Below are 22298 nucleotides of genomic sequence, written 5' to 3'. Positions count from 1 at the left end.
ATGAAAAAGTTTCTCCTGAGCCTGATTACCCTCGCGGTGCTGGTGTTCGTCGCGTTGCTGGCATTTGCTCTGTGGCCGACCTCGACCCCGGCGCTGAATGCCAACACGGATGCCGACCAGGCAGCATTGATCGAGAAAGGGCGGTATCTGGCCGACGCCGGTGATTGCACCGCCTGTCATACCGCCCCGGGTGGCAAACCCTTCGCTGGCGGACTGCCGATCGCGTCGCCGATCGGGACGCTTTACAGCAGCAACATCACGCCCGACAAGGCTTCCGGTATCGGCAGCTACTCGCTGGATGACTTTGACCGGGCGGTGCGTCACGGCATTTCAGCCAACGGCAGCAGTCTCTACCCGGCGATGCCGTACCCGGCTTATGCGCGGACCAGTGACGACGACATGCGGGCGCTGTACGCGTACTTCATGCACGGCGTCGCACCCGTCTATGCCGAGAACCGCGCCAATGATGTGCCATGGCCGTTGTCCATGCGTTGGCCGCTGGCGATCTGGCGCAAGGTGTTCGCCCCTGCGCCGCAGGCGGTGGGATTCGACGCCGGGCGCTACCAGGATCCACAGGTCGCCCGCGGTGCCTATCTGGTGCAGGGATTGGGTCACTGTGGCACTTGCCATACGCCACGTGCGCTGACGTTGCAGGAGAAGGCGCTGGATGAATCAGGGGCGGAGTACCTGTCTGGCGGTCCGGTGATCGACGGCTGGCTGGCGGTGAATCTGCGCGGCAATCCGGCTGACGGGCTCGGTGGCTGGAGCGTCGATGACATCGTCGCGACCCTGCGCAGCGCACGCAGCCCCAGCCATGCGGTATTGGGCGGCCCCATGAGCGATGTAGTCACCCACAGCACCCAGCATCTGAACGATGCCGACCTGCAAGCGGTGGCGGTTTACCTGAAAAGTCTGCCGCCGAGTGCTCGCCAGGTGTCGAGCTTCAAGGCCGATCCAACCACTGCCAAGGCGTTGGCCGCAGGGCAGGAGGGCAGTCGCGGCGCCGAGCTGTACGTCGACAACTGCTCAGCCTGTCACCGCACCAATGGCCAGGGTTACGAGCGCGTGTTCCCGAAGATCGCGGGCAACTCGTCGGTGCTGTCGGAAGACCCGGTATCGCTGATTCGTCTGGTCCTGGCCGGCAGCAAGTTACCGGCCACCGCCAGCGCGCCATCGGAACTGGGCATGCCCGGTTTTGCCTGGCGGATGTCGGATGAGGAAGTGGCGCAACTGCTGACCTTCATCCGCAGCAGTTGGGGCAATCAGGCCCCTGCGGTGAAACCCGAGCAAGTGGCGCAGATGCGCGCGACCCTGCCCAAGGAATCGCCGGCGGTGAGTCGTACGGATATTGCCAAGCCATAGAGCGACCACTTGGGGTAATGCGTAACTTGTCGGAGCGCGCTTGCTCGCGATTGCGGTAGATCAGCGCCACTTGTGGTGACTGACACAACGCATCGCGAGCAAGCGCGCTCTACAGTTGGTTGCGAGTCAGGTTCAAAGCTGCTGACTGCGCAACCCACTCCGCGCATAAAACCCTACCACCACGAAACACCCCAGTGGCAGCAGATACGCCAGTGCCGTCGAAAAATGATCCGCCACCAACCCCATGAAATACGGCATCAGCGCGCCGCCGACGATGGCCATGATCAGGAATGAGCTACCGCGCTTGGTGTGGGGCCCGAGGTTTTTCACGCCCATGGCGAAGATGGTCGGGAACATGATCGACATGAAGAAAAAGATCGCGATCAGCGCCACCACCGACACGTTCTCCACCCCGCTGACCACTACCGCGCACAGCGCGACGTTGATCCAGGCGTAGGTCATCAGCAACCGTTGTGCGCGAATGCGGCCCATGAGCCAAGTGCTGAAGAAGCGCCCGCCCATGAAGCAAATCATCCCCACCGACAGCAGATACGCCGCCGTCTGGCTGGTCATGCGCACCCAGTGTTCGGTGACGTAGTTGATGAAGAACGCGCCGACTCCCACCTGCGCTGCCACATAGAAAAACTGGGTGACCACGCCGCCGACGAATTCGCGGTGCTGCCACAGGCTCTTGCTGTCGCTGCGCTGGATTTTCGACTCTTGCTCACGCAGGTCCGGCATGGATGTGCGGGCGAACAGCGCGGCCACCAGCAGTACGGTCACGGCGATGATCACATAGGTGGTCTGCAACGAACTGTTGTCGGCGGCGCTGGCATTGCCAAAGAACAGAGCACCGCCGAGCAACGGGCCTACGAACTGGCCCAGACCGTTGAATGATTGCGCCAGATTCAGCCGGCGTTCCGCGCCCTGGGGATCACCCAGCACCGTGGCGTAGGGATTGGCCGCAGTCTCCAGGCAGCCCAGTCCCAGGGCGATGACGAATAGCGCGAACAGGAAGAACGAGAAGCTGGCGGCGTTGGCGGCCGGCATGAACAGCAGTGCACCGGTGGCATACAAGCACAGCCCCAGCAGAATTCCGGCCTTATAGCCGAAGCGATCCATGAGCAAACCGGCGGGCAGAGCGATGATGAAATACGCCCCGAAATATGCTGCCTGCAGCAGACCGGACTGGGCCTTGCTGACGTTCAGGGTTTCTTGAAAGTGCTTGTTCAGCACATCGAGCAGGCCGTAGGACAGGCCCCAGAGGAAAAACAGACTCGTCACCAGGATCAGCGCCAAGCGCACCGAAGGAACGGCGGGAGGGTATACCTGGGTTTCGACTTTCGTGTCTTTGGTCAACATGACGCTCTCCTTTTGTTTTTGTTGGGTGAAGCGTGGTGACGCGATTGTTCTGTTTAACGCAGGCATCGGGATCAAAAAACGGACCCGCAGGAGCGCGCTTGCCCGCGATAGCGGTGTGTCTGAAACTCATGCGTAAGCTGACACGCCCCAATCGAGGGCAACCGCGCTCCAACAGGTGCTATGTCACGGCGGCTGTTCCGCCAAATTGAAAATCCGTTCCATCGGCTGCCACTTATTGCCCGGCTCGGTCCATGGGGTCGGCCGTTGGAAGCGCCACATCAGGTCTTCCCATTCCTGCACTTTGGGATTGGCTGCTGACGCCCGCTCCATCGCCTCAGTGCTGAAATCCGGAGCAGTCTCCATGACCATGAATAGCCGCGTACCCAGTCGCCAGATCTGCATGCCCAGCACCCCCTGACTGTGCAGATGCTCGGCGATTTCCGGCCAGATCCGCTGATGCAGACGCTGATACTCGGCGATCAGACCCTCGTCTTCGGCCAAGTCCAGCGCCAGGCAAAACCGCTGCGCACTCATGTCAGTGCCCGGTCCAGATGGGTGTAGCCGCCGTCCACCACCAGCCATTGTCCGGTGGTATGGGAGGCGCGAGCGGACAGCAGGAATAACACACTGTCGGCGATTTCAGTCGGGGTCGTCATGCGCTGGCCGAGGGGGATTTTCTCGACGATCTTTGCCAGCTTCGCCTCGGGGTTGTCGAAGCTGCAAATCCAGCGCTCATACAGCGGTGTCATCACCTCGGCCGGAATCACCGCGTTGACCCGCACACCATGGCCGAGCAACGACGCCGCCCATTCCCGGGTCAGCGACAATTGCGCGCCCTTGGACGCGGTGTAGCCGCTGGTGCCGCCTTGACCGGTCAGGGCGGTTTTCGAACTGATGTTGACGATCGCACCCTTGCTGGCTTTCAACGCATCGACGCACAGGTGCGTCATCAGGTAGTAGTGGATCAGGTTCTTCTCCAGCGACTCGATGAAGGCGCTGCACCCGGCTTCCAGCCCCACGTTGTCATTGATCCCGGCGTTATTGACCAGCCCGTCTATATGGCCAAAGCGCGCGAGCACCTTGCTGACTGCCGCTGCGCATCCGCCTTCATCCCGCAGTTCCACCTGCACGAACAGGCTCTGGGGTTGGCGCTCGTCCAGCTGCGCCGCAAGCTCGGCGGGCAGCGGCTGGTTGGCGAAGATCACCGGAATCGCTCCTTCTTCGGCCAGCCCCAGAGAGATTGCGGCACCGATGCCGGATCCGCCTCCGGTGACGATGATGACTTTGTCTTGCAGATGCAGATTCATGGGCAGTCTCCTTGGAGGCCGTAAAGGCGATTGGCGGTGCCGCCACAGATCGCCGCCTGCTCGGCGGCGGACAGTTCATGGATGGCGGACTCGAGCAGGTGATGCACGTCGCGATAACTGCCGGCGAGCTGACACACCGGCCAGTCGGAGCCGAACATCAGGCGGTCCGGGCCGAACAGTTCCAGAGCGAGGTAGAAATACGGCAGTAGTTCGACCGGGCGCCAACGCTGCCAGTCGGCTTCGGTGATCAGCCCGGACAATTTGCAACTGACGTGGGGCAGGGCCGCCAAGGGGGCGATGCGGTCGGCCCAGGCCACCGGGTCTTCCAGGGCCAGGTCGGGTTTGCCCAGGTGATCGAGGACCAGATGATGCGTGTCGTGGCGTTGGCAGAAATACGCCGCGGCCTGCAGATCGGCGTCCTTGATCAGTACCTCGTAGACCCGTCCGCGGTGCTGCAACAGGTCCACGCCGCGGTTGAAAGCCGGGTCCTGCATGACCCGCGAAGGCGAGGGTTCGTCCTGAATCTGGTGACGGAAACCCACCAGCTTTTCGGCGGCGGACCAGCGTGCCAGTTGCTGCTCAAGATCGGGCGCCCGCAGATCTATCCAGCCCACCACGCCGACGATCCAGGGGTGTTGAGCGGCCAGGGTAAGCAGGGCCTCGGTTTCGTCCAGACTGTGCCGCGCCTGCACGGCAATGCAGCCGTCGATGCCGTGTTGATCGAGCAGCGGCCTTAGATCGTCCGGCAGGAAGTCGCGCCGCAGGGCACCGTGGCGATCATCGATCCACGGATAGTCCTGCTCGCGGTAACGCCAGAAATGTTGATGAGCGTCCACGCGCCGTTCAGGCGCCGGATGCAGTGTGTCTTGGGACGACATTGTTGTTGTACTCCGTCCGTTTTTGTTGGCTAGGTGCTGCAGTTACCGCGCTCGACACCGCATAGTGGCTGCTAAACGCGGTCATTGTGGGAGCAAACGGAAGTTACGACGGTCGCGAAGACGATTTGCCCTGACATACCGCATTCGCGACCGTCGTAACCTCCGATTGCTCTCACAGGGTTTTGCGTTTGGTCAGGTAAAGAGCGGACTACCCGCGATACGCATATTGCTTCCTCGAAGCTTCTTTCATTTGGATCGAGAACCCCGGCGCGGTCGGTGGCATGTAGGCCGCGTCGCGAATCACGCACGGGTCTTCAAAATGTGCATGCAGGTGATCGACGAACTCCACGACGCGCCCCTCGTGAGTTCCGGCGATACACAGGTAATCGATCATCGACAGGTGCTGCACGTATTCGCATAGCCCGACCCCGCCTGCATGCGGGCACACCGGCAAGTGATATTTGGCGGCCATCAGCATCACCGCCAGCACCTCGTTGACACCGCCCAGACGGCAGGCGTCGATCTGCACCACGTCAATGGCTTCGCGCATGATCAGCTGCTTGAAGACGATGCGGTTCTGGCACATCTCCCCAGTGGCGACCTTGACCGGCAAGACCCCGAGACGGATCTTGCGATGGCCTTCGACGTCGTCCGGGCTGGTGGGCTCTTCGATGAACCACGGCTTGGCAAAGGACAGCTCGCGCACCCAGTCGATGGCGGCGTCGACTTCCCAGACCTGATTGGCGTCGATCATCAGCTGCCGGTCCGGCCCAAGCACTTCGCGAGCGATGCGCACACGACGAATGTCGTCCTGAAGGTCGCGACCGACCTTGAGCTTGATGTGGGAGAAACCGCCGTCCACCGCTTCCTGACACAGGCGGCGCAGCTTGTCGTCCGGGTAACCCAGCCAGCCAGCCGAGGTGGTGTAGCAGGGGTAGCCGTCGGCGTGTAGCGATTGCAGGCGCTCGGTCTTGCCCATCGCCCGGTCGCGCAGCAGGGCCAGTGCTTGGTCGGGGGTAATGCAGTCGGTGATGTAGCGGAAGTCGATGCAGCGCACCAGTTGTTCGGGGCTCATGTCGGCCACCAGCTGCCACACCGGTTTGCCCTCGGATTTGGCCCACAGGTCCCAAGCCGCGTTGACCACCGCGCCCGTGGCCAAGTGAATCGCGCCCTTGTCCGGGCCGATCCAGCGCAACTGGCTGTCGCTGGTGACGTGACGCCAGAAACGGCCCATGTCTTCGGCGATCCACTCCAGTTTCAACCCGACCATGACCCCGGCCAGGGCATTGATCGCCGCGCAGCAGATTTCGTTGCCGCGGCCGATGGTGAAGGTCAGGCCGTGGCCTTGCAGGGTAGGGTGATCGGTTTCCAGAATGACGTAGGCCGCCGAGTAGTCCGGGTCCGGGTTCATCGCATCGGAGCCGTCCAGCGACTGCGAAGTGGGGAAGCGAATGTCTTCAACGCGCAGGGCGGTGATGGTGGTCATGGCAGGTCCCTTTGGAGTTGTTTTGGGCACTTGGTAATGAATCTCGGATCCTGCGCAAACTCTGCAGGGATCCCGTGGGAGTGAGCTTGCTCACGAAGGGGCCGGTACATCCGCTGCATCTTCAGCGGCCCTTACGATGCCTTCGTCCGATGGCGGCCCCGAGCAAGCTCACTCCCACAGGTACAGCGCCGTCAGTCAGTACGACGGCACGCCCCCAGTCAGGCATCCACAGTGAGTTGCTCCTGTTCACCCAGCCCCTCGATGCCCAGACGCATGCGCTGGCCGGCGCGCAGGAATACCGGTTCCGGTTTGATGCCCAGGCCGACGCCGGGCGGGGTGCCGGTGGAGATCACGTCCCCCGGTTGCAGGCTCATGAACTGGCTCAGGTAGCTCACCAGTTTCGGGATCTGGAAAATCATCGTGCGGGTGTTGCCGTTCTGATAGCGCTTGCCGTCGACCTCCAGCCACAGGTTGAGCTGATGCGGATCGGCGATCTCGTCCCGGGTCACGAGCCAAGGCCCTATCGGCCCAAACGTGTCGCAGCCCTTGCCCTTGTCCCAGGTGCCGCCGCGCTCGATTTGGAATTCGCGCTCGGACACATCATTGATCACGCAATACCCCGCGACGTGCTCCAGCGCACCGGCTTCGTCGATGTAGCGGCCACCCTTGCCGATGACCACGCCCAGTTCGACTTCCCAGTCGGTCTTTTTCGAATTGCGCGGGATTTCCACGTTGTCGTTGGGACCGACGATGGCACTGGTCCACTTGTTGAAAATGATCGGCTCCCTGGGAATATCGGCCCCGGTTTCGGCGGCGTGGTCGGCGTAGTTCAGGCCGATGCAGATGAACTTGCCAACCTGAGCGACGCAAGGTCCGATGCGCGGATTGTCCTTGACCAGCGGCAGGCTGTTCGGGTCGATTGCTTTGAGTCTGGCGAGGCTCTCGGGGCTCAGCGCCAGGCCTGAGATATCGTCAATCAGCTCCGACAGATCGCGAATACCGCCATTGCTATCCAGCAGGGCCGGGAGTTCTTTACCGGGTTCGCCGTAACGCAGCAGTTTCATGGGGTGTCCTCTTTGAAATGAATGATCAGTGTCTCGGCGCCGACCTGTAGCAGTCCGGCTTGCCGGCGATAGCGATCCGCAAGCACGCCGACGGCATGCGGTTGATCGCCACCGAAATGTAAGCGAATGAAGGCGCCTCAGTTGCTCCAGCCACCATCAATGATCTGGGCCGTCCCGGTAGTAAACCCGCTGGCCGGTGAGCCGAGATATAACGCAAGTTGCGCGATTTCCTGTGGCGTTCCCAGACGCCTCATTGGCTGACGTGCCTCGTACGCGGCATAAACTTCGGCTTCATCGCGCTGTTCGTGCTCAGCCTGTTTGGCCACACGCTGACGCAGGGAAGGCGACTCCACGGTGCCTGGGCAAATGCAGTTACAGCGGATGTTCTGCCCGACGAAGTCGGCGGCCACTGAGCGGGTGATACCGATCACGGCGGCCTTGCTGGCGCAGTAGGCAAAGCGGTTGGGCACGCCCTTGATGGCCGAAGCGACGGAGGACATGTTGATGATCGAGCCGCCGCCGTTGGCCAGCATGGCCGGCAAAAACGTGCGAATCATCTTGTACATGGCGGTGACGTTAAGGTCGAAGGCGAAGCTCCAGTCTTTATCGGAGCATTCGAGGATAGTGCCGCTGTGTACCACGCCTGCGCAGTTGAACAGCACGTCCAGCGCACCGATTTCAGCAGCCAGGCGTTCGATGGAGGCGTGGTCGGTGACATCCAGCACGTGCTTGTGTACGCCTTGTAGCCTGTCTAGGGCAGCGCCGTTGATATCGACGGCGAAAACTTCTGCGCCCGCCTTCAGATAAGCCTCGACACTGGCTTGACCTATGCCTTGGGCGGCGGCGCTGATGAGCACTCGCTTACCGGTGAGATCCATGGTGAGTCCTTGTTCTTATTGTGGAAACGATTGTGGAGACAATGCTGTTTCAGGTCTAAAGGTCAGGCCATTGCAGGCGTGCCGCTGAGATCTCGAACACGCTCAACTCGTGAGGTTTGCTATGATCCGCACAGTGCAGCGATCCAATGGTCAGGCCACTGGGCCATTTTGTAGCACTTGTCTGCGGCCTCAACAAGGCCATTTTTTCGCTGATCGACGTTCCGAAATCCTGAGCTGAGCACCGATGCCTATCCAAGCCATTGATAATCAACGACTTTACCGACAGATTGCCGATCAGTTGCGCGCATTGATCGACAGCGGCGAATTTCCTCCGGGCAGCCGCCTGCCAGCCGAACGTGAACTGGCGAAAATGCTGGGAGTCAGTCGGGCATCGGTGCGCGAGGCGATGATCGCGCTGGAAGTGATCGGCCTGGTGGATGTGCGTGTTGGCAATGGCGTGCTGGTCTGCGAACAGCCGGTGCAGCTGTTGTCGGATGAACCGGTGATGACTCAGGCCACTCGCGATCAGTGGAAGGACCCTGATCCCGAGTTGGGCATCGAGGTGGATTTCAGCGCCGAAATCCCGCCGTTCGCGTTGTTGCAGGCGCGACGTCTGATCGAGCCGGAAACCGCTGCATTGGCTGCGCAGAACGCCAGCGACGAAGAACTCCGGGGCATTCGCGCCGCTTTCGAACGCAACGCCCGCGACAACCGCGCGCACTCCCATACTCACCCAGGCGATCGCCTGTTCCACATCCGCATTGCCCAGGCTTCGGGTAATCCTGCGTATGCGCTGCTGATCCAGCACCTGTTGGGGCATCAGTACGGCAGTATGTTTCAGCGGCTGCAGGCGCATTACACCTCGGACGACATGCCGTTCAGATCGGAGCATGAGCACATTCTGATCCTGCAAGCGCTGGAAAATCGCGATCCCGAAGCCGCGCGTCGGGCGATGGCAGGGCATTTGGATGAGGTGATCCGGATATTCAGTCGGGGCGGAGTTTAAAAGCTCACTCCCAGCTCCTGTGTTGTCTGCCCAGGCTCGGTTCAGACTCGAGGGTTCGCCGTATTCTTCGTCACCAACCGCAACCCGCTGGCAATACTGCCCACTGCCGCGAACCCTGCGCCAATGCTCAGCGCCAGGACCGGGCCGTGGCTGCTGGAAATGCCGAAGCTCAGCGCGACCAGCGCCGCGCCGGTGGCCTGGCCGATCAGGCGTGCGGTGGCGATGGTGCCGCTGGCGCCACTGGAGCGCTCTTTCGGAGCGCTGGTCATCAGGGCTTTCTGGTTCGGCGCCTGGAAGAACCCGAACCCCAGGCCGCAGAGAATCATTCGCGCACCAATGGAAATCACACTGGCATCGGCCGGCATGGTCGCCAGCGAAATCATCCCCACGCACAGCATCGCCAGCCCAATGCCGCCCAACAGCCCCGGGGCATATCGATCGGAGAGGCGCCCGGCGACCGGCGCGATCATCGCCACCACCACTGACCACGGTGTCATGAGAAATCCGGTCTGCACCGGATCCCGCCCCAGTGTCGACTCGAAAAAGAACGGCAGCGAAACGAACGCCAGACCCTGCGTCGCGAACGAACAGAACGCCGTCAGCGCGGAGAGGGCGAACATCGGGCGCTTGAGCAGATCCAGCGGAAACATCGGCGCAGGGTGTCCGGCTTCACGCTTGAGCATGGCCGCGCCGCCCACCAGAAAGATCGCCAGTGCAATCAGCACGCTGCTCATAGAACCCAGTTGCGCCGCCTGACTCAAGGCGAAGATCAGTGCGCCGAAAGTGATCACGTTGAGGATCGCCGTCGTGCGGTCGAACACCAGGCTACCGGGCTTGGTGGCGGGCAGGGAGTTCCAGGCGAACACCAAGGCGAATACCCCGATCGGCAGGTTGATCGCGAACAGCCACGGCCAACTGGCGACCGACAGCACCAGCGAAGCAACGGTGGGACCGACTGAAAATGCAGTGCCGACCACCAGTGCGTTCATGCCCAGACCGCGACCGAGCCGCTCGCGAGGAAAGATCGAGCTGATCAATCCGGCGTTGACGCTCATGATGGCGCTGGCGCCGATACCTTGCAGCACGCGGGCGACGGTGAGGGTCGGCAGTGACCAGGAAAAGGTGCACAGCGCGGAGGACACCACGAACAGGATCAGGCCGCCCAGGTACACCTTGCGTTGCCCCAGAACCCCGCCCAATGCCGCGAAGGGCAATAGCGTGGCAACCGCCGCCAGTTGATAGGCGTTGATGATCCACACCGACGCAGCCGGCGAGGCATGCAGGTCCGCGGCGATGGCGGGTAGGGCAGTGTTGGCGATGGCGGTATCGAGGGTCGCGAGCGCGATGGACATCAGAATCGCTGCCATGCCGCGAAATTCGCGGGGGGTGAGCTTATCGCTGACGCGCGGGGAATCCTGAGTAGCGGGCTGGACCATTATCGACAACGCTCCGGGGAAAACTGCTGGCGGGACTGCAAGCACAGAAGAAGGCCCGATGGTGCCGGTTTGTCAGGGGACTGTGCAATGGGCAGATGCTTGAGTTTGAGCGCTGCGGGCAGGGTTGAAAAAGGGTGGTCCCATGCACAGGCGCGCTGGCCCGCGATGACGGTCTACCTGCGACAGATTCATCACTTGGTAGATCGCATCGCGGGTCAGCGCGCTTCTACAGTTCTTTATGCTTGACGTTAACCGCCCTGGGTATCGATGTCGGCGTCGGTTTCGCCGGTGTCTTTTTGTTCACTCGTGGTATCGGTCGATTGGTGTTCTTCAGGCTTGAAGTCCGGCGTGAAGCTGTTCTCCCCGGACTGATTGCCATTGTTCTGCTGGGTCTGCGCACCGCTGTTGCTCTGGCTTTGCGATCCGCCCTGAGTCGATTCTGGCGTCGTATCCTGGCCCATGTGATTGTCCGGAGTGTCCGGGTCGATGGCAGGGTCGTGGCGGCCGGTGGTCTGTTGGTTATCTTGGGTAGCCATATGCACCTCTTCTGAATGCCCGATTCACCGGGCTTACAGATATCGAGGGCACAAGGACGCAGGCGTTCGATGAATCTGCCGACCGGTTGTCTGTCCGATTCAGCTGTCGCGATAAGCGCCCGTGACCGGCAAGCGGCTGCCAAGACGATAGCGCGAAGACGGGTGGACCAGACGCACGTACGTCACCACCCGACCGCTGCTCCAGGTGCGGCGCATCAGCACCAGACAAGGCTCGCCAGGGTCGATCTGCAGGTACTTGAACTCGTCGGCGGAGGGATGGCTGGCTTCGACGATATGTTCCATTTCGTCCGGTTGAATGATCTGCAATAGGTAACGCGCGGACTGCACCTGATCGCCAAACGGCTGTTGCAGAAACTGCGGTGCAGCCTGCGGATTGACGTAGCGATCTTCCAGTTGCACCGCCACGTCGTCCTCGTAATGCACACACAGCAGGTGAAACACCGATGCTCCGGTAGGCAAAGACAAGGCCGAGGCGATGGGCATCGACGCCGACTCGCGCGCCAGGTGCAGCACCTGACAGCGATAGCGATGGCCACGGGTGAGGATTTCGTCGGCAATGTTGGAGATGTGCAGCAGGTTCGATTGCGGTTTGCTTTCAGCGACGAAAGTGCCAACTCCGGAAATCCGCAGCAGGCGGCCTTCCTCGGTCAACTCCCGCAACGCCCGGTTGACGGTCATGCGAGACATGCCCAGTTCCAGCACCAGGCGATTTTCCGAAGGAATCAGATCACCGGGTTTCCATTCTCCGGATACCAACTTGCCGTGCACGAAGTCTTTCGCCTGCCGATACAGGGCTTGTGGGGCAGGCTTGTCCATTATCGACCTCCTTAACGCAGTGCGTTCCGGGTGAAGTGCATGCGATCACTGTGCAGGAGCGCGCTTGCCCGCGATAGGCCGGGAACCGGTCGTAAAACCTGGAAACGCGGTAGGCCACGATTCCCGGATGTGCTGCTGGTCTGCGGCCTATCGCGGGCAAGCGCGCTCCTACAGGTTCGGCGTTGGCGGTTTGCTGTCCTGCCAGAAGGCGTTGCGGTCCAGGTAGTTCTGCAGAAATTGCTGTAAGCGCGGCTGTTCGGCGTTATGGAAAATCTGCTGCGGCGTGCCACGGGCCACCACTTCACCCTGATCGAGGAAGATCACCGAATCGGCCACTTGCGCGGCGAAACCCATCTCATGGGTGACCACGACCATCGTCATGCCTTCCTTGGCCAGAGTTTTCATCACTTGCAGCACTTCGCCCACCAACTCCGGGTCCAGGGCCGACGTGGGCTCGTCGAACAGCATGATGTGCGGCTCCATCGCCAACGCCCTGGCAATCGCTACCCGCTGTTGCTGACCGCCCGACAGCTGGGCTGGATACGCATTGGCCTTGTGCGCCAGCCCGACTTTTTCCAGCATCGCCATGCCACGCTTGTTCGCTTCATCCGCCGACAGCCTGCGCACCCGGCGCAGGGCCTCGCAGACGTTGCCGATGGCAGTCATGTGCGGCCACAGGTTGAACTGCTGGAAGACCATGCCGATGTTGCGGCGCACCTGATTGATCTGCGATTGCGGCGCGCGACGACGGCCCTTGTCGGTGTTCTGCCAGCCGAGCAGCTGGCCCTCGATGCGAATCTCGCCTTCGTCGTATTCTTCGAGAAACGCCATGCTGCGCAGCAAGGTGCTCTTGCCGGAGCCGGACGGGCCGATCAGGCACACCACTTCCGAGCGTTGCACCTCAAGGTCTATGCCCTTGAGCACGCGCAGGGGACCGAAGCTTTTGCCGACCTTGCTCAGCGTCAGAATGGTGGGCTGCTCGCCGGGCGCTGTTGCCGAAATCTTCATGCTTTCACCTTGTTTCTCGCGTGTGCTGGCGGACACGGCGCCGCTGGGAATCAGGAGGCTGTTCATCGTGGTTGCCTGCTCATGAAACGGCCGACACGGCTTTCCAGGAGCATGCCCAGCCGCGAGCACAGTTCCACCAGAATCAGGTAGCCGATGCACAGCATCAGCAGGGTTTCGACGAAGGCGAAGGTTTCCGAGCCGATGCCGGTCAGGACCATCGTCAGCTCCGGGATGGTAATGATCGACAACACGGCGGTTTCCTTGCACAGCACGGTAATCATGTTGATCAGCGCGGGGAGGATGATCACCAGCATCTGCGGCACCTGGATGCGCCAGATGCATTGCAGGCGGGAGATGCCCAGGCAGTCGGCGGCTTCCAGTTGCCCCCGGGCGACCGATTCGAAACCGAGGCGGAAGATCTCGGCGAAGTACACGCTGCCGTAGACCCCCAGGCCGAGGATGCCGGCGGGGATCGGGTCCAGGCTCAGGCCGAACGCCGGGCCGCCGTAGTACACCAGAAACAGCTGCACCAGAAACGGCGTGCTGCGGATCAGTTCGATGAACACCCGCAGCGGCGCGCGCACGAAGTTGTTGCCGAACACCTGCGCCACGGCAATCAGCATACCGAGGGCGATGCCCAGCACCACGCCGCTGCTCCAGGTGCCAAGGGTGACCAGAAAGCCCGAACCGATATCGCCCAGGTGGTCGGTGACGATTTTCGGGTCGAAGATCATGCGGTCTGCTCCTTCAACCGGCGCTCGAGCAGGCTGCCGCAGTACGCCAGGGGGACGTTGATCAGGCAGTAGAAGCCAGCCAGCATCAAGTAATCCTGGATGAACATATAGTCGCTGGCGGCGAGGTTTTGCGCGGTGCGGGTCAGGTCGGCCAGGCCGACCACCGAGACCAGCGACGAGGCCTTGATCAGCAGAATCATTTCATTGACCAACGCGGGCAGCGTCAGGCGCACGGCCTGCGGCACGCGGATGCGCAGCAGCATCTGGCTGGTGCTCAGGCCCAGCAGGCCGGCTGCTTCCAGTTGGCCGCCAGGAATCGCAAGAAAGCCACCACGCATGATCTCGGCGATGTAGGCACCGGCCGCCAGCGACAGGCCGATGATCGCCGCCATCGTGGGCGAGACATTCGGCAGGCCGATGCGCGGCAGAAAGTAATAGATGAACAGCAGTTGCACCAGCAGCGGAATGCCGCGGAACACGAAAATATAGGCCCCGCCCAGACGGCGAAGCAGGGGAACCGGCGACAGGCGCAGGCTGCCGACGACGATGCCGATGACAAAACCGATTGCCAGCGCGGCAATGGAAACCTGCAACGTTACCCACAGGGCGTCGAGCAGGAGAGGGGCATTTTGCTGCAGCAAGGGCCAATCGAACACGGTGTGACTCCAGCTTTGGATCGAGGCTTATCAACATCTCTGCCATCAGGTTGTGCCCAATTTCGAACACCACCTCGACCTCTGCGGGATTGAGCTTGCTCACGAAGGGGCCGGTACATTCATAGCATCTGTTCCGACTGTACCCGCGCATTCGTGAGCAAGCTCACTTCCACAGGGTCCGGGTCGCCTGGGAGATCCCGGAACGAGCCGCCCAATGTGGCGGCTGACGATCACCAGGTCGGATCGAAATCACCCTTCGGCACGTCCATTTCAGCGCCCAGCCATTTCTTCTGCAGGGCAGCCAGGCGGCCGTCGTCGTGCATCTTGGTCACGGCGGTATCCAGCGCCGCGATCAGGCTGTCGGCATCAGCGTCCTTGCGGCCCAGATAGGCGAAGTAGGATTTCTTGCCAAACGGTGGTTGCACCACTTTGTACAGGTTGGCTTTTTGCGCGGCGACGTAGGAGATGTTCGGCAATGAGTTGGCCACCGCCACGATGCGCTTGGCCGCAAGGTCAGCGTAGGCCTGGTTGTTGTCGACATATTCACGGATGGTGACCTTCTCCGGCAGGGTCGCGGCGAAGGTTTTCAGCTCTTCCAGCTGCGCCGAGCCTTTGCCGGCGCCGACGGTTTTGCCCGAGATGTCTTCCGGCTTCTTGATGCTGTCGTCCTTGGCACCGGCGATCAGTGCCACGGTGGCTTCGGCAATCGGCGAGACGAAGTGGTAGCGCTCTTTACGCGCCTTGGTGACGATGATCGGGCCGGCCACCACGTCGAATTTCTTGGCTTCCAGCCCCGGCAGAACGCTTGGCCAAGGCAGGTCGAGGAACTTGATCTTGACCCCTAGCTCCTTACCCAGCTCGGCGAACAGCTCGGCGTTCAAGCCTTGCTGTTTCCCCGCTTCGAGGAAGTCGAACGGGGCGAATTGCATCTCTGTACCGACCACCAGCTCACCGGCTTTCTTCACGTCCGCCAACTGGTCGGCATGCGCCGCCAGCGGCAACAGGGCGAGCGCCACTGCGAGGCTCAGGCTTTTAAGCGTCTTGCTGAACACCTTTGTACCGAAGCAGGAATCGAGTTGCATGGGGTAGCTCTTCATAGTGAAACTCCTCATTGGGTAACTCTCATTCACCAGATGCAGTGATGTGTCGTCGTTAGGGGGCGCCATAAGCAGTGCGTGTGCAGTTAGCGTGCCATACCGGTATATACAACCGGCGCGAGCCGTTAGCTGAAGATTTTCCCCGGGTTCAGAATGCCGTTGGGGTCGAAACTGCGCTTGATTTCGGCCATCGTTTGAAGCGCTTCGGCGCTCACCGAGTGATGCAGAAATTCACGCTTGAGCAGGCCGATGCCATGTTCGGCAGACACCGCGCCTCCCAGTTCGCCGACCGCGCTATAGACCAGCTCTTCGATTTCAAAAACAGGCGCAGGCTGCGGCAGGCTGTTGCAGTCCACGGTCAGATGCAGGTTGCTGTCGCCAATGTGGCCGAAATACACGCTGTGGTTACCCGGCCAGCGTTGGTCCAGGCGCAGGCGACACAGCTCGGCGAAGTCACCGATCTGCCCGATGGGCAGGCTGATGTCGAAGTTCAACGGCGCCAGGCGCGCCGGGAATTCGCCGGTGGCCTCACGAATCTTCCACAGGCTGCGGGCCTGGCCCTGGGAGGTTGCGAGGATGGCATCGACCACTTCACCGGCCTGGACGGCGGCTTCGAGGGTCTGTTCGAGCACTTCGTGGGTGGCCGACGATTCCAGCAGCACATAGAGCGGGTGATGATCGGGCATCGGCGGGACCGGATTTTCCAGCCACGACACGCCCATGCGGAAGAAGTCCTGCCACATCAGTTCGTAGGCTTGAGGCGTTCCGGCGCTGCGCTGCAGGCGGCGCAGCAGGGCGACGGCGCTGGCGTAATCGGGCAGGGCGCAGAGCAGGGTGGAGGTCTGGCCCGGTTGCGGCGTCATCTTCAGCACCGCGCGGGTAATCACCCCAAGAGTGCCTTCGCTGCCGATGAAGCACTGTTTTAGGTCATAACCGCAGTTGTTCTTGATCATCTTGTTCATCAGGTTCAACACGCGACCGTCGGCCAGCACCACCTCCAGGCCCAGCACAAGATCGCGGGTCATGCCGTAGCGAATCACCGCGTTACCGCCGGCATTGGTCGCGATATTGCCGCCAATCTGGCACGAGCCGCGGGCCCCGAGGTCCAGCGGAAACAGGTAGCCGGCGTCGGCCACCGCCTGCTGAATCTGCTGCAACGTAGTGCCGGCCTTGACCGTGACAGTGGCCGCCGCGACGTCGATTTCCTCGATGCCGCGCAGGCGGTCCAGCGACAAAGCGATGTCGGTCGAGCGCGGTACGGCGCCGCCCGCCAGCCCGGTCATGCCGCCTTGTGGCACCACCGATTGTCGAGCGGCATTGCAAATGCGCAGGGCGGTGGCGACCTGCTCGGTGTCCCTGGGCAGGATCAACGCGGCAGGACAGGTCGGGGTGTGGCGGGTCCAGTCGCTGTAGTGACGCGGGCTGATGGCCTCGCCGGTCAACACTTGCGCAGCGCCCAGGGCCTGGCGTAGGTCAGTGATGGTCTGTTGCAGGTCGCTCATGGCATCAACTCACGGTAAAAGTCGCAGCGGCGCCCGGGTTGGGGCTGACGCGCAAGTGATTCAGGTCCGGCTGGCCGAGCAGGGTCAGGGCCAGACGCAATTCATTGGACAGCAGGTCCAGCGCGTGACCGACGCCAGCCTGGCCGCCGACGGCCACGCCATACAGTGTGGCGCGGCCCAGCAGCACCGCATCGGCACCTAGCGCGCAGGCCTTGAGAATGTCGGTGCCGCGACGAATGCCGCTGTCGAGAAGAATGCTCAGCTTGCCCTTGGCCACCTCGACGATGGCGGGCAGGCAATCGAGGCTCGCAGGTACGCCGTCTAGCTGGCGACCGCCATGATTAGTCACGACGATGCCGTCCAGCCCAAGCTTCACCGCCTGCTCGGCGTCCTGCGGATGCATTACTCCCTTGAGCAGCAGACGATGGGGCCAGCGTTCGCGCAGGCGGGCCAGAAAGTCCCAGCTCAGCTGCTTCTCCATCTTTTCACCAATGAAGTGCGCGGCGCCCGAGGCATTGCGCTGATCGGCGGGCAGGTAGCGATCGAGGTTGGCCATGCTCGGCATGCCGTGGGGCCATAGGGTCTGTTTGATCCAGCGCGGGTGGCGCAACACATCGAGTTTGTTGCGCAGCCTCAACTGGCGCGGGCGGGCGAAGTTGCGCTTGTCCCACTCGCGATTGCCCAGCAGCACGGCATCGGAGGTCAGCAGCAGGGTCCGGCAACCCACGGCCTCGGCACGCCGCAGCAGGTCTTCCTGCACTTGAGGATCGGTCATGCTGTACAGCTGAAACCACAGCTCGACGTCGGGCACGGCGGCGACGATTTGCTCCAGCGAGCTGGTCGACACGGTGCTCAAGGAAAATGGCAGGCCGCGCTCGGAAGCGGCGCGGGCCAGATGGATATCGGCGTCGCGATGCAGCATGCCGTTGTAGCCGGTGGGAGCGATCGCCATCGGTAAGGGCCGCTCACGACCGAGGAAGGCGCGGCGGGTGTCCGGGGTCTGCCAGGGCACCAAGGTACGCGGCAACAGACTGACCTCGGCGAAAGCCTGCCGGTTGCGCGCCAGGGTCAACTCTTGCTCGGCGCCGCCTTCCAGGTATTCCCAGGCGAAATGCGGCAAGCGCCGACGGGCCATATGGGCCAGCTCAGCGATGCTGTGAGCGCGGGTGAAATCGGGGCCGGCATGATAGCGACGCATGAGTGTCCTTTAGCCGTTGGGTAGGCCGAGCTGTATAGACAGCTGAGGCAAGATGCAGGCCAGTTCGCTTTGTGAGCCTGCCTGGGGTGCTGGCGCTTATCAGGACGGAAATGGTTCAGGCGTGATGTCACCAAAAGTTGCACCGAATGGGTTCCGGGTGCCCGGTGCTGGGGCATGGGGAAACCGCAGCCGTCCTCCATCCGCTAGGCGCGCGCTTGGTCTGGGCGGCATTCGGACGATGGCGGGTGATACGCGGCACACTAAATGCTTCGCCCTGTCTATACAGCCCATCTCCATCGCACCACCGCCAGGAGCTTGCATGAATGCCACTGCCAATCTTCCGTTGATCGACATGGCCGGGGTCCGCGAGGGCGACGAGGCCGCCACCCTTCGGGCGGGCGAGGCCATTCGCAAGGCCTGTAGCGAGACAGGGTTCTTCTACATCGTCAACCACGGCGTGACGCAATCGGTGATCGACACGGCAATGGCCGCCGCGAAAACCTTCTTCGCCTATCCGGCTGAAGTGAAGCGTCAGGTCGCAGTGAACAAGCGCCACCGTGGATGGCATTCGCTGGGCGGGGCGCTGATGTATGAGGCGACCAAGCCGGACTTCAAGGAGTTTTTCAGCATGGGGCTGGAGCTGCCGGAAGAGGATCCTTGCGTGCTGGCCGGGGAAGCGTTGCGCGGGCCGAACCAATGGCCGGGTTTCATGCCTGAACTGCGTCTGGCGCTGGATGCGTATTACGAGCAGGTCGGTTTGGCGGGGGCGGATCTGCTCAAAGCGGTGGCGGTCGGGCTGGGCATCGAGCCGGGCTTTTTTGCGCCGAAATATGGGAAGCGACTGCAGCGCACGCAGATGGTGTATTACCCGCCGCACCCGCCGCTGGCCGAGACCGATCAGTTTGGTGTCGCGCCGCATACCGATTATGGCTGTATCACGTTGCTGTATCAGGACAACAGCGGCGGGTTGCAGGTGCGTGAGTTGGCCAGCAACAGGTGGATCGATGCCGCACCTATCGAGGGCAGTTTGGTGGTCAATGTGGGAGATCTATTAGCGCGTTGGTCGAATGATCGATTTCGATCGACGTTGCATCGGGTGATTAATAAGTCGGGGCATGAGCGGTATTCCATCGCCACGTTCTACGACCCCACCTATGGTGCAGTGGTCGACCCCTGTGATCTGGGCATCGATGCAGCCGCCAGCCTGTATCCGTCAGTGGCCGCGGGGGACTACATCCTCAAACGCATTGATGACTCGATGGCGTACCGCAAGAAGGCGCAGTGAATCGGGGCTCAAGTGGGCGTGGGGACTGGGGGTCTATCCGTGATCAGGGTTGGCGCTGATTCACCTTTCCGCCCCCCTCGGCGGGTGACTTTCCAAGTGCGGGAGTCCAAAATGCTCTGGCACCTGGCTAGGCCCCTCCTTCGGCGGAATTCCCTCACTCCGGCGACGCTTCGTGAACCCGCGGTCATCCGCCGTCCATGCCGCTCGGCCCACGGAGCGTCACCTGCGCTCTGCCTGCACCAAGTCGCGATGCGTGTAGTCTGGAACTTCGTGCGCCAAGATCAAAAATCAAAAGCAAAATGCACCTGCCCTGATCGTTCCCACGCTTTGCTTGGGACCGCATCCTCTGACCCTCTGAGTCATGCAGATACTGGATGTAGAGCGTCCAGGCCCGGGTTCCCACGCAGAGCGTAGGAACGATCAAAGACCGGCCCGGCCGGACTGCTACTGGGGATCGTGTGTATGCGCACAATTCCGATACGCCGCTTAACTTGTAGAGACGTCGGAGGTTACGACGGCAGCGAAGGCGGTGGATCAGCTATGGATGTGCTGTCTGGCACTACGCTTTCGCGGCTGTCGCACAGCTCCGGCAGCTCCCACAGGTCTTGAGCCAGGCTTGAGCATCTGCATCTGATCTTGCTCTTCATACGCAAAAACTTAGACGCCGCCGAACGCGAGGATCAAAGACCGGCCCGGCCGGACTGCTACAGCGGATTGTGTGCATGCGCATAATTCCGATACGCCGCGTAACTTGTGGGAGACGTCGGAGGTTACGACGGCAGCGAAGGCGGTGGATCAGCTATGGATGTGCTGTCTGGCACTACGCTTTCGCGGCAGTCGCACGGCTCCGGCAGCTCCCAAAAGTCTTGAGCCAGGCTTGAGCATCTGCATCTGATCTTGCTCTTCATACGCAAAAACTCAGACGCCGCCGAACGCGACTTGGGTGCAGGCGGAGTGAGGGCGTCCGACGAAGCCGGACCAAACCGGGAGCAAGCACACCTGGTGCTTCTTGAAACACAGAGCGGGTGCTTTTCCAAGTCACTCGCTGAAGGCGAAACAGTTCGGCCGTTAGGACGAACCTGGCCAGCGCCGCCCGAAACAACGGATATACGCTCACTGACAGCGCCAACTTCCAACCCGTGAAAAAAACAAAAAAAAGGGAAGCAGACCTAAATCCGCTTCCCCTCTTGCAGCGCTTGACCCGCTCTTTTAAATGACCGCCAGAATCGCCTTGGTCACCGCCTCGATGTTGCTCTTGTTCAAAGCAGCCACACAAATCCGCCCGGTATCCAGCGCATAAATCCCGAACTCACTGCGCAGGCGATGAACCTGCGGTGTGGTCAGGCCCGAATACGAAAACATCCCGCGTTGACGAGCAACGAAGCTGAAATCCTGACCCGCCGCGTTGTTCGCCAAACGGTGGGTCATCTCTTCACGCATGCCGCGAATACGCAAGCGCATCTCTGCCAATTCGTCTTCCCACTTCTGACGCAATTCAGCGTTATTCAGCACCGCGGCCACAATGGTCGCGCCATGGGTCGGCGGGTTGGAATAGTTGGTGCGGATCACGCGTTTGACCTGAGACAGCACACGACCGGTCTCTTCCTTCGAGTCGGTCACGATCGACAGCGCGCCGACACGCTCGCCGTACAGCGAAAACGACTTGGAGAACGAGCTGGAAGCGAAGAAGGTCAGGCCGGAATCGGCGAACAGACGCACCGCAGCGGCATCCTCATCGATGCCGTCGCCAAAACCCTGATAGGCCATGTCGAGGAACGGCACGTGACCTTTGGCTTTCAGCACTTCAAGGACGTGTTTCCAGTCCTCGAGGGTCAGGTCGACGCCGGTCGGGTTGTGGCAGCAGGCGTGCAGCACGACGATCGAACCGGACGGCAGGTTCTGCAGGTCTTCGAGCATGCCTGCGCGGTTCACGTCGTGGGTCGCGGCGTCGTAGTAGCGATAGTTCTGCACCTCGAAGCCAGCGGTTTCGAACAGCGCGCGATGGTTTTCCCAGCTCGGGTCGCTGATCGCCACTACGGCGTTCGGCGAGAGTTGCTTGAGGAAGTCCGCGCCGATTTTCAGTGCGCCAGTACCGCCGACGGCCTGTACGGTCATTACCCGACCCGAAGCCAGCAGCGGCGACTCGACACCGAACAGCAGGGTTTGCACGGCCTTGTCGTATGCAGCAATACCGTCGATCGGCAGGTAGCCGCGCGGAACGTGTTGAGCGACGCGAATTTCCTCTGCTTCGGCAACGGCACGCAGCAGCGGGACTTTCCCTTCTTCGTTGCTGTAAACGCCGACACCCAGGTTGACCTTGGTGGTACGGGTATCGGCGTTGAATGCTTCGTTAAGGCCCAGGATAGGATCGCGTGGTGCCATTTCGACAGCGGAGAACAGGCTCATTTTTGCGGCGGCTCTGAATGGGAGTGAATGGGTCGCATCGCTCCGGCCGAATGCACTGGAGCGGTGCACAAACGGGGAGTCAGTATAGAGACCATCGTGGGCGGGGGCGACAGGGCGGGGCCGGTTTTTTCCGGGTTTTTCCGATTATTTTCGACCATTAGTCATGTCGCGAGGACTAATGTCCCGAGGATGGCTTGAAAGCTGGCGTTGCGGACTCCATTTGTAGTCCCATCATTCTTTCTCCTTACGCTTTTTCTCCT

General features: G+C 61.5%; 20 protein-coding genes. 3 read left to right on the top strand and 17 right to left on the bottom strand.

All coding sequences use genetic code 11. The annotated features are described in order from the left end of the window. Positions 1 to 1362 (top strand): cytochrome c, encoded by a 1362-nt coding sequence (locus CE491_RS17740; RefSeq protein WP_110949631.1) that lies wholly within the window; start codon positions 1 to 3, stop codon positions 1360 to 1362. A gap of 132 nt (positions 1363 to 1494) precedes the next feature. On the opposite strand, the gene fucP is transcribed toward CE491_RS17740, so the two are convergent. The 7 genes from fucP to CE491_RS17705 all read right to left on the bottom strand — a co-directional run bounded on the left by fucP (position 1495) and on the right by CE491_RS17705 (position 8337). Then, positions 1495 to 2724 carry an L-fucose:H+ symporter permease gene (gene fucP, locus CE491_RS17735; RefSeq protein ID WP_110949630.1) on the bottom strand — a complete coding sequence of 410 codons (1230 nt, stop codon included), beginning with the start codon at positions 2722 to 2724 and terminating at the stop codon, positions 1495 to 1497. A gap of 183 nt (positions 2725 to 2907) precedes the next feature. Further along, positions 2908 to 3258: an L-rhamnose mutarotase gene (locus CE491_RS17730; RefSeq protein WP_110949629.1), complete on the bottom strand. Its 351-nt coding sequence runs from the start codon at positions 3256 to 3258 to the stop codon at positions 2908 to 2910. After that, positions 3255 to 4031 (bottom strand): L-fucose dehydrogenase, encoded by a 777-nt coding sequence (locus CE491_RS17725; protein ID WP_110949628.1) that lies wholly within the window; start codon positions 4029 to 4031, stop codon positions 3255 to 3257. Before CE491_RS17725 ends, CE491_RS17730 begins: the two co-directional genes overlap by 4 nt. Next, on the bottom strand, positions 4028 to 4909 hold the full coding sequence (locus CE491_RS17720) for an amidohydrolase family protein (RefSeq protein WP_110949627.1): 882 nt from the start codon (positions 4907 to 4909) through the stop codon (positions 4028 to 4030). The genes CE491_RS17725 and CE491_RS17720 overlap by 4 nt, the downstream gene beginning before the upstream one ends. A gap of 208 nt (positions 4910 to 5117) precedes the next feature. Continuing rightward, positions 5118 to 6395 carry an L-fuconate dehydratase gene (locus tag CE491_RS17715; RefSeq protein WP_110949626.1) on the bottom strand — a complete coding sequence of 426 codons (1278 nt, stop codon included), beginning with the start codon at positions 6393 to 6395 and terminating at the stop codon, positions 5118 to 5120. Positions 6396 to 6613: 218 nt separating this feature from the next. Continuing rightward, positions 6614 to 7459: a fumarylacetoacetate hydrolase family protein gene (locus tag CE491_RS17710; RefSeq protein WP_110949625.1), complete on the bottom strand. Its 846-nt coding sequence runs from the start codon at positions 7457 to 7459 to the stop codon at positions 6614 to 6616. Positions 7460 to 7596: 137 nt separating this feature from the next. Beyond that, entirely contained in the window at positions 7597 to 8337 is a 741-nt protein-coding gene (locus tag CE491_RS17705) for an SDR family oxidoreductase (RefSeq protein ID WP_110949624.1), read from the bottom strand. Positions 8338 to 8581: 244 nt separating this feature from the next. On the opposite strand from CE491_RS17705, the gene CE491_RS17700 reads away from it, so the two are divergent. Next, positions 8582 to 9343 (top strand): FadR/GntR family transcriptional regulator, encoded by a 762-nt coding sequence (locus CE491_RS17700; RefSeq protein WP_110949623.1) that lies wholly within the window; start codon positions 8582 to 8584, stop codon positions 9341 to 9343. A gap of 41 nt (positions 9344 to 9384) precedes the next feature. Here CE491_RS17700 and CE491_RS17695 read toward each other — a convergent pair whose 3' ends face one another. The 9 genes from CE491_RS17695 to CE491_RS17655 all read right to left on the bottom strand — a co-directional run bounded on the left by CE491_RS17695 (position 9385) and on the right by CE491_RS17655 (position 18347). Then, positions 9385 to 10710, bottom strand: coding sequence for an MFS transporter (locus CE491_RS17695; RefSeq protein WP_110949675.1), 1326 nt, complete (start codon positions 10708 to 10710; stop codon positions 9385 to 9387). A gap of 317 nt (positions 10711 to 11027) precedes the next feature. Then, positions 11028 to 11315 carry a hypothetical protein gene (locus CE491_RS17690; protein WP_110949622.1) on the bottom strand — a complete coding sequence of 96 codons (288 nt, stop codon included), beginning with the start codon at positions 11313 to 11315 and terminating at the stop codon, positions 11028 to 11030. A 99-nt stretch (positions 11316 to 11414) separates the two neighbouring features. Further along, positions 11415 to 12152 (bottom strand): histidine utilization repressor, encoded by a 738-nt coding sequence (gene hutC, locus CE491_RS17685; RefSeq protein WP_110949621.1) that lies wholly within the window; start codon positions 12150 to 12152, stop codon positions 11415 to 11417. 168 nt (positions 12153 to 12320) lie between these two features. Then, positions 12321 to 13160: an amino acid ABC transporter ATP-binding protein gene (locus CE491_RS17680; protein ID WP_324881225.1), complete on the bottom strand. Its 840-nt coding sequence runs from the start codon at positions 13158 to 13160 to the stop codon at positions 12321 to 12323. A gap of 62 nt (positions 13161 to 13222) precedes the next feature. Then, positions 13223 to 13894: an amino acid ABC transporter permease gene (locus CE491_RS17675; protein WP_110949619.1), complete on the bottom strand. Its 672-nt coding sequence runs from the start codon at positions 13892 to 13894 to the stop codon at positions 13223 to 13225. Beyond that, positions 13891 to 14550, bottom strand: a complete 660-nt coding sequence (locus tag CE491_RS17670; RefSeq protein WP_110949618.1) for an amino acid ABC transporter permease — start codon at positions 14548 to 14550, stop codon at positions 13891 to 13893. The genes CE491_RS17675 and CE491_RS17670 overlap by 4 nt, the downstream gene beginning before the upstream one ends. A 230-nt stretch (positions 14551 to 14780) precedes the next feature. Further along, on the bottom strand, positions 14781 to 15647 hold the full coding sequence (locus CE491_RS17665) for a transporter substrate-binding domain-containing protein (RefSeq protein ID WP_234407620.1): 867 nt from the start codon (positions 15645 to 15647) through the stop codon (positions 14781 to 14783). Positions 15648 to 15772: 125 nt separating this feature from the next. After that, the gene (locus CE491_RS17660; protein WP_110949617.1) at positions 15773 to 17149 is read right to left on the bottom strand and encodes an FAD-binding oxidoreductase; all 1377 of its coding nucleotides are present in this window, start codon (positions 17147 to 17149) and stop codon (positions 15773 to 15775) included. A 4-nt stretch (positions 17150 to 17153) separates the two neighbouring features. Then, the gene (locus CE491_RS17655; RefSeq protein WP_110949616.1) at positions 17154 to 18347 is read right to left on the bottom strand and encodes an alpha-hydroxy acid oxidase; all 1194 of its coding nucleotides are present in this window, start codon (positions 18345 to 18347) and stop codon (positions 17154 to 17156) included. Positions 18348 to 18666: 319 nt separating this feature from the next. Between CE491_RS17655 and CE491_RS17650 the strand changes: the two genes are divergently transcribed. Beyond that, the gene (locus CE491_RS17650) at positions 18667 to 19632 is read left to right on the top strand and encodes an isopenicillin N synthase family dioxygenase (RefSeq protein ID WP_110949615.1); all 966 of its coding nucleotides are present in this window, start codon (positions 18667 to 18669) and stop codon (positions 19630 to 19632) included. Positions 19633 to 20841: 1209 nt separating this feature from the next. Here CE491_RS17650 and CE491_RS17645 read toward each other — a convergent pair. Then, a complete protein-coding gene (locus CE491_RS17645) occupies positions 20842 to 22038 on the bottom strand; it encodes an amino acid aminotransferase (RefSeq protein WP_110949614.1) in 1197 nt (398 codons plus the stop codon). Positions 22039 to 22298: the final 260 nt, after the last annotated feature.

The organism is Pseudomonas bohemica (genome assembly GCF_002934685.1).
Classification (GTDB): Bacteria; Pseudomonadota; Gammaproteobacteria; order Pseudomonadales; family Pseudomonadaceae; genus Aquipseudomonas; species Aquipseudomonas bohemica.
The sequence above is the reverse complement of the archived record's forward strand: the minus strand, read 5'-3'. Positions and strand labels throughout refer to the sequence as shown.

Coding starts and splice junctions, on each gene's coding strand:
- CE491_RS17740 (WP_110949631.1), top strand. CDS start 1: ATGAAAAAGTTTCTCCTGAGCCTGATTACCCTCGCGGTGCTGGTGTTC.
- fucP (WP_110949630.1), bottom strand. CDS start 2,724: ATGTTGACCAAAGACACGAAAGTCGAAACCCAGGTATACCCTCCCGCC.
- CE491_RS17730 (WP_110949629.1), bottom strand. CDS start 3,258: ATGAGTGCGCAGCGGTTTTGCCTGGCGCTGGACTTGGCCGAAGACGAG.
- CE491_RS17725 (WP_110949628.1), bottom strand. CDS start 4,031: ATGAATCTGCATCTGCAAGACAAAGTCATCATCGTCACCGGAGGCGGA.
- CE491_RS17720 (WP_110949627.1), bottom strand. CDS start 4,909: ATGTCGTCCCAAGACACACTGCATCCGGCGCCTGAACGGCGCGTGGAC.
- CE491_RS17715 (WP_110949626.1), bottom strand. CDS start 6,395: ATGACCACCATCACCGCCCTGCGCGTTGAAGACATTCGCTTCCCCACT.
- CE491_RS17710 (WP_110949625.1), bottom strand. CDS start 7,459: ATGAAACTGCTGCGTTACGGCGAACCCGGTAAAGAACTCCCGGCCCTG.
- CE491_RS17705 (WP_110949624.1), bottom strand. CDS start 8,337: ATGGATCTCACCGGTAAGCGAGTGCTCATCAGCGCCGCCGCCCAAGGC.
- CE491_RS17700 (WP_110949623.1), top strand. CDS start 8,582: ATGCCTATCCAAGCCATTGATAATCAACGACTTTACCGACAGATTGCC.
- CE491_RS17695 (WP_110949675.1), bottom strand. CDS start 10,710: ATGGCAGCGATTCTGATGTCCATCGCGCTCGCGACCCTCGATACCGCC.
- CE491_RS17690 (WP_110949622.1), bottom strand. CDS start 11,315: ATGGCTACCCAAGATAACCAACAGACCACCGGCCGCCACGACCCTGCC.
- hutC (WP_110949621.1), bottom strand. CDS start 12,152: ATGGACAAGCCTGCCCCACAAGCCCTGTATCGGCAGGCGAAAGACTTC.
- CE491_RS17680 (WP_324881225.1), bottom strand. CDS start 13,160: ATGAAGATTTCGGCAACAGCGCCCGGCGAGCAGCCCACCATTCTGACG.
- CE491_RS17675 (WP_110949619.1), bottom strand. CDS start 13,894: ATGATCTTCGACCCGAAAATCGTCACCGACCACCTGGGCGATATCGGT.
- CE491_RS17665 (WP_234407620.1), bottom strand. CDS start 15,647: ATGAAGAGCTACCCCATGCAACTCGATTCCTGCTTCGGTACAAAGGTG.
- CE491_RS17660 (WP_110949617.1), bottom strand. CDS start 17,149: ATGAGCGACCTGCAACAGACCATCACTGACCTACGCCAGGCCCTGGGC.
- CE491_RS17655 (WP_110949616.1), bottom strand. CDS start 18,347: ATGCGTCGCTATCATGCCGGCCCCGATTTCACCCGCGCTCACAGCATC.
- CE491_RS17650 (WP_110949615.1), top strand. CDS start 18,667: ATGAATGCCACTGCCAATCTTCCGTTGATCGACATGGCCGGGGTCCGC.
- CE491_RS17645 (WP_110949614.1), bottom strand. CDS start 22,038: ATGAGCCTGTTCTCCGCTGTCGAAATGGCACCACGCGATCCTATCCTG.